Origin of the sequence: Gordonia sp. i37 (assembly GCF_002043085.1) — a bacterium.
Classification (GTDB): domain Bacteria; phylum Actinomycetota; class Actinomycetes; order Mycobacteriales; family Mycobacteriaceae; genus Gordonia; species Gordonia polyisoprenivorans.
This window is the reverse complement of the sequence record NZ_MVPX01000421.1, coordinates 1-6587: the sequence shown is the minus strand read 5'-3', so window position 1 is coordinate 6587 and position 6587 is coordinate 1. Positions and strand designations below refer to the sequence as shown.

5 protein-coding genes and 1 pseudogene are annotated in these 6587 nt (G+C 66.4%); 2 read left to right on the top strand and 4 right to left on the bottom strand.

Going from position 1 to position 6587, the window contains the following annotated elements:
- A partial coding sequence (locus B1964_RS20990) for a wax ester/triacylglycerol synthase family O-acyltransferase (protein ID WP_079931150.1) occupies nucleotides 1-1385 on the bottom strand: 1385 nt, incomplete at its 3' end.
- Nucleotides 1386-1523: 138 nt separating this feature from the next.
- Here B1964_RS20990 and B1964_RS20985 point away from each other — a divergent pair.
- Nucleotides 1524-2126, top strand: a complete 603-nt coding sequence (locus B1964_RS20985; protein WP_079931151.1) for an ElyC/SanA/YdcF family protein — start codon at nucleotides 1524-1526, stop codon at nucleotides 2124-2126.
- Nucleotides 2127-2154: 28 nt separating this feature from the next.
- Here the strand turns inward: B1964_RS20985 and B1964_RS20980 are convergent, their stop codons facing one another.
- Nucleotides 2155-3054 carry an SGNH/GDSL hydrolase family protein gene (locus B1964_RS20980; protein WP_253194106.1) on the bottom strand — a complete coding sequence of 300 codons (900 nt, stop codon included), beginning with the start codon at nucleotides 3052-3054 and terminating at the stop codon, nucleotides 2155-2157.
- A gap of 95 nt (nucleotides 3055-3149) precedes the next feature.
- Nucleotides 3150-4388, bottom strand: coding sequence for an acyltransferase (locus tag B1964_RS20975; protein WP_006369990.1), 1239 nt, complete (start codon nucleotides 4386-4388; stop codon nucleotides 3150-3152).
- Nucleotides 4389-4807: 419 nt separating this feature from the next.
- On the opposite strand from B1964_RS20975, the gene B1964_RS20970 reads away from it, so the two are divergent.
- A complete protein-coding gene (locus B1964_RS20970) occupies nucleotides 4808-6208 on the top strand; it encodes a styrene monooxygenase/indole monooxygenase family protein (protein ID WP_079931149.1) in 1401 nt (466 codons plus the stop codon).
- 137 nt (nucleotides 6209-6345) lie between these two features.
- Here B1964_RS20970 and B1964_RS20965 read toward each other — a convergent pair.
- Nucleotides 6346-6587, bottom strand: a pseudogene (locus tag B1964_RS20965) (alpha/beta hydrolase); the annotation flags it as partial.

Sequence of the window (6587 nt, the reverse complement as noted above, 5' to 3'; positions counted from 1 at the left end):
TCGAGTTCCTCGAGGGCGGTGTCGAGATGGGTCAGCAGCCGCTGCAGGCTCGGCAATTCCTTACGGGCACCGATCAGGCCGAAGTTCACGTGCTCGGCGGTCGTGGTGACGGTGATGTTGAGTGCGAGGCCCTCCATGGCGACCGACACCGGGTAGACGCCGTCGAGGCGAGCGCCGTTCCAGTACATGTGCTCACTCGGGCCCGGCACGTTGCTGATGATGATGTTGAACTGCGGCGGCGTGTACCGCACGAAGCCGGGGATGGTGGCGAACGCCAGCGAGGCGATCGTCGCGGCGCCGTACGCGAGCGCCTGGAGCGGGGCGAGTCCGCGGATCACCTTCTTCGACTCGCGCATCGAATTCACCAGGGTACGCAGCCGACGCTCGGGATCGGGCTGATCGGTGGCCATGTTCGCCAGGATCGCGGTGATCGAGTTGCCGTCCTTGCCGTCGGGCCCGCCGAGGTGCATCGACACCGGGACCGCGGCGATCAGTGGCGCCGACGGCAGGGCGTCGCGGTCGATCAGATAGGACCGCAGCGCACCCGAGCACATGGCGATGACCACGTCGTTGAGGGTGATGTCCATCTGTTGGGCGACCGCCCGCAGGCGCTCGGTGGGCCACTGCTGGGCGGCGAACCGGCGTGCACTGCCGATCGGGACGTCGAGGATCGTCTTGGGTGCCGGACGGAACGGTGCGGCGAAGTCCTTGTTGGTCATCGCCGTCCACGCGATCTTGGTGGTGGCGGGGACCATGCCGACGAGTTGTCCGCCGACCTCGAGAGCCGCACCCGCCAGTCCCATCGCGCCGGACAGGACGGGGATACGGGAGGGGTTCGGCGCCTTGGGTTTACGGGAGCGCCGATAGAGCGCCGGATCCCAGGGCGCCGACCCGTTCCGGTCGTCGGGATCAGTGGACAGGGTCCGTTGCAGCATCCGCAGCGCCGAGACGCCGTCGATGAGCGAGTGATGGATCTTCGTGTAGAGCGCGACGCGGCCGTCGTCGAGACCCTCGACGATGTGCACCTCCCACATCGGACGATTGCGATCGAGCAGGGCACTGTGGTGCAGCGACACGTAACGCAGCAGTTCGCGGACGCGCCCGGGCCGGGGTAGGACGGCGCGGCGCACGTGGTAGTCGAAGTCGATCTCCTCGTCGAACGACCACGCGGTATATCCCATGACGCTGGCCGGACTCGCCGGGCGCTTGCGGAACAGTGAATGCAGCTCGGTGCAGGCGTAGAACCGCTCGACCATCTCCTCGGCCAGCTCGTTCGACGACTGGCCCTCGCGCGGGACGAACAGCTGCAGCCCTCCGACGTGCATCGGCTGCTCGCGGGTCTCGGCGATGAGAAACATCGATTCCGTGATCGGCATGTACGGCATGCGGGCCACCCCCTCCTGCTGACTCGAACTGTGGCTGGGATCACACTACCGCCTCTTGCGGCAGGCGCCCACACGAGATCCATCGACGCAGGCCAAAGGTCCCGGGTGCCCGTCGGCGGGCCGGGCTACGGTGGGCGGGTGGATCTGCGGAGCGCGGCCCGGCGTGCGATCCCGGTGACGCTGATCGTCGTCGAACTCGTCGTCACCGTCGCGGCGACATGGGTGTTCGTCGCTGCCCATGGTCGTGTGCCGGCGCCGGATCGGGTGCCTCGCGGCTCGACGGTCGTCGTGTTGGGGTCCCTGGTCTCCGACGGCGAACCCGGTGACTACGTGCGGGGCCGTCTCGACACCGCGCTGGACCTGTACCGATCCGGTGCGGCTGCTCGGATCATCAACTCCGGCAACGGTTCTGCCGACGCCGGAGACGAGCCTGCGGTGATGCGCACCTATCTCGAGCGGCGCGGTGTGCCATCGGGGGTGATCGTCGACGATCCCGCGGGGTTCGATACCGCCGACACCTGTCGACGCCTGCGCACGGTGTACGACGTCGATCGTCCGGTGCTCATCACGCAGGACTTCCACATCCCGCGTGCGATTGCGTTGTGCCGCAGTCTCGGTGTCGACGCCACCGGTGTGGATGCGCGGTGCGAGTGCTCGGTGATCACGCAGGCGCGCAACGTGATCCGTGAGGCGCTGCTCGCACGACCCAGAGCACTGGTGACGGCGGTGACCGGATGGTGACGGCGACGATCCGGTTCTGTAGTGCCGATCAGGTTGTGCCGCGCGCCGATTCGGACACCAAGTCGGCGATTGCCGCCTTGCCCGCCGGAGTCTCGTGATAGGGGGCCGGCCCCTGGTATCCGAGCAGCCACGGAACCGGTGAGCACACCCCGTGGTCTCGCCCGGCCGTCGACACCGCCACGACGCGCGCGTCACCGCGTTTCGACGCGGTCGCGATGGCGGCGTTCAGCCCGCGATACACGGCGTCGGTTTCGGCCTGCTGCTCGGTGGTCAAGGGCAGCAGGTCGCACTGCGTGCCGTCGACGAGCGGGAGATAGTCGACGAACAGGACCGACGCCCGCGGCGCACGCTGGTGGATCACACGCAGCATGCGGACCAGATCGTCGGTGAGATGGGCGAATTCGCGCACACCCGGAGGTGGGGAGGGCTTGGCATTGCAGTGGTCGGGTCGTACCCCGACGACCGGGCCGACCGCCTGGCAACTGTAGGCCATGACTCGACCGACGTAGTGGATGTTGTTGCCGCCCACCGTGACGGTCACCAGCGAGGTGTCGGGGGTGAGCACGTCGACCTGTGGTCGACTCGCCCGTCCCGGTTGGGCGCGGTCGATGACGTCGGCCACGACGGCGCCCGAGCAACTCGCGTCGGTGAGTGTGAGTCCGAGGCGCCGCGCGACCAGACTGGGATAGTTGTCGGCCGAGCGCATGCACCGCTTGTCGGTCAGCCGCGTCCCACCCGGTCCCGCCGCATATGAACTTCCCAGCGCCACATACTTCTTCGTCGGTGGCGCCGATGGTGAGGGCGATCCACCCGGCGATGATGCCGGGCCTGCCGATTCGGGTGCGCCGCACGCCGCGACGAGACCCGCGAGGATCACCAGGAGCGTGACGAGGTACCGAGCGGTGTGGTGTGTCCCCGATGACGTCACGGGTCCATTGTGCATTCGCGCGGCTGTGCGGACGGAATGCCTCGCCCGGAGCGGCTATCGGCCGGCGTCGGCCGTGGTGCTCGCGGTGCGCCCGGTCAGCTCTGCGAGGCCCGGTTTCGACGCCACGGCATCGGGATCGGCAAGCGTGGGCGTCCGGTGACGTAGAGCGAGCCGGGAAGGTGACGCAGTATCTCGACGAGAAGCAGCGAGCCGGCCAGGGTCAGCAGGTACACCACGAAGGTGCTCCAGGGCTCGCCGATGAGAACCAGCATCGCGGGCCTGCCGTTCATCTGCGGGTACAGGATGAAGAACAACACCAGTACGTGGCAGAGGAACACGCTGAAGGACCGGTTGGAGGCGAACGAGACCGCGCGGGCGAACCGAGGCGTCATCTCGCGCCAGTGCTCACCCCAATGCGCGGCCACCGCATACAGGCACGTCATCGCCACGACGAGAAACGGCACGAGCGCGGGGTAGAACGCGGAGTTGTTGTCGTGCACCGGCTTTCCGTCGTACCACACCCCGTAGAGGTACGTACCCAAGGCGAGGGCGGCCGTGGCCAGCAGCGCGCCGAACAGCCACCAGCCCTTTCCGGAGAGCCAGCGCCCGATCTCTTCACGATGCACTGCGGCGACCGCACCGTAGAGGATGAAGAACTGGTACGGGATGAAGGTCGCGTAGTTGTGCCACCAGTAGGTGGCGATCGAGGCCGGCGGTTCCCAATAGGTGATGGTGGCGGTGATCGCGAGTTGCGCGGCGAGGCTGGCCAGCAGCACCCACTTGTGCTTGCCCACGGTCGCCCGCACCAGCCACAGGACCAACGGGAAGAGTAGATAGACCTGCAACATCACGAACAGGAAGTACATCTGGAAGCCCGACAGGCCCCACATCGCGAGTTTGCCGAACTCGTTGAGGCTCGTCGGGACCTCGCGAAGCCGTCCGTGTACCCACATGTCCTCGACGACCCAGTAGATGAACGACCAGATCACGTAGGGGAAGATGACGAGCTTGATGCGCCGACGCCAGAAGGCGAACGTCGAGAAGTCACGCTTGTCGAAGTTCTGGTACATCAGCACGAAGCCGGTGAGCGCGAAGAAGGTGTTGCGGGTGAAGTGCAACAGCATCGAGGTGGTGTTGACCGGCAGGCTGGTGAACTCGTCGGTGGTCTGGGTGAGGCAGTGTACGAAGATGACGAGGGAGAACGTCGTCGCGCGGATGAGGTCGACGTGGTGCAGGTAGGCCCGCTTGGAGCGCTGCCCGACGGACGGGGCGCTGGCCGAAGGTGCCTGCGTCTGCACGCCGGTGGTGGTCGCGCGCGTGAGTGCTGTCGTCATTCCTCAACTCTCGAACGGCTGCTCGGGACGGATGATCGCCACGTTGCGCGGGGTGGTCCGCGACACGGCCGACGTGCGGATGCGTCGTCGCACCCGAAGACCGTCGTGATCTATCCGTGATCAAGCGTCACAGTATCAGCGCCACCTTGCGGGTCGCTGAGACAATTCTGGACGTACGTTCCCAAGTGAATAACATCACATGAATTTCGCGAATCCGACATGTGCCCTTCTGATGCGCGTCGCCCTGACCTCATCTTTCCCTGTAGGCGACCGATGGGATTGCACTGAACGAAATCCTATTGCCGTTCCTGCGAACGCGGCAGGCTGGCTGGCGCCTGCCCGCTCGGGCCACTCGCGGCGCGTGATCCGCGACATCGAATCCGAGCGGACCACGAGTTCGACAAGGGAGAGGACAACACATGACAGATCAGCACACCGGGGAAGCGCGGAAGAGGTCGGTGGCGGTGGTGGGCGCTGGGCTTGCCGGGACCAGCGCGGCGCTCGGGTTCGCCGACGCCGGTTTCGAGGTCACCCTCTACAGCGACCGTAACCGCGAAGAGCTCCGCGACAAGGTGCCGCCGACGGGCGTGGGCGTGCTGTTCGGCAAGCCGCGGGAGTGGGACGCGGAGATCATCGAGGATCTCTACGAGGTCGGTAACACCACCGGCATCAGCGTTCGGCTGCACGCGGGTATAGGCGAGGAGCGCGCCGATGTGCTCGCATTTAATCCCGACTACGGCTATGTCGCGCAGGCGGTGGATCTGCGACTGCGGGCCGACGACCGGCTCGGCCGTTTCCTGGACCGTGGCGGTCGTTTCGAGGTGGGGCATATCGACGCCGCTCGCCTCGACGAGATCGCCGGTGCCCATGACGTCACCCTCGTGGCCACCGGCAAGGGTGGCCTGTCGGCACTGTTCGAAGTCGACGAATCGCGCACGCACTATCACGAGCCGCAGCGCCGGCTTCTGCAGGTGACCCTCGAGGGTGTCGACCACGGCCCGGACACATTCGCCTACCGCTCGCGCGAGGGCGGGCAGCACTCGCTGTTCAATCTCGACAGCGACAACGGCGAGATCTTCGTCGGCCCGTTCCTGCACAAGGATGCCGGATCGACGTGGTCGTTCATCGTGTTCGCCAAGCCCGACGGGCAGTGGGCTCCGCTCATCGACAACGTCGTCGACGCACGATCGGCACGCCAGACCGTCCTCGACATCTTCGAGAAATTCTTCCCGAAGGACGCCCCGGTGGTCTCGCAACTGCAGGTGATCGAGTCCGATCCGTACTCCTGGCTGACCGGCGCGGTGACTCCGACGGTTCGTAAGGCCGTCGGACACACCGCAAGTGGTCATGTGGTCGCCGCCATCGGCGATACCGCGATCGCCGTCGACCCGGTTGCGGGCCAGGGTGCGGCGAACACCCTCATCCAGGTTGCCGAACTGGTGAAGGCGGCGCGCGCCCGGTTGGCCGATGACCCGAATGCCGCCCTCGACGAGAACTGGCTGACCAGCGAGTTCGAAAAGCACTGGGAGCGACGTGGTCACGCGGCCACCGAGGTCACCCGTCTGTACCTCGGCGATCCGGACTTCGCCACCCACCTCGAGCTCGCGTTCCCGGCGGCGGCGGTGAACACCGACATCGCCTCCGCCCTGTTCGGTCTGCTGTCCGATCCGAATCCGTTGCTGTCGTTGAAGTCTCGCGACGACGTGTTGGGCTTCATCTCCGCGGTGGCCGGCGAGCCCGCCGACGATGTGCTGGCCCGGTTCACGCCGGCCGGGGAGTTCAGTGCCGCTCCCGAGCAGAAGGAAACCGTCCCCGCCTGAGCGGTATCACCGGTGGCCTCTCGACCGCCGCGGTTGTGTCATACGAATACAGATTCCACCAAGTTGGCCGAAAACCCTGATTTTCGGGGTCGAGGGTCCGCTGGCGTGGAATCTGTATTCGTATGCGGGGCGATCGATCAGCGATCGTCGTGCGCCGGTGCCGTCAGGCCGACGGCGGCGACGATTTCGTCCACGAGGCGATCGAAGGTTCTTGACGACGGCGAAACGACCGACGAATGGGTTTGTCCGGCAAAGACTATGAGTCGGGCATTGCCGCCGACCGCGGTGTCGGCGGTGACGTAGTCCTGGGTGAGAATCGCCGGCACTGTGGTGTCGAGGCTGCCGACGAGCCCGATCACCGGGACCTGCGGGTCGAGAT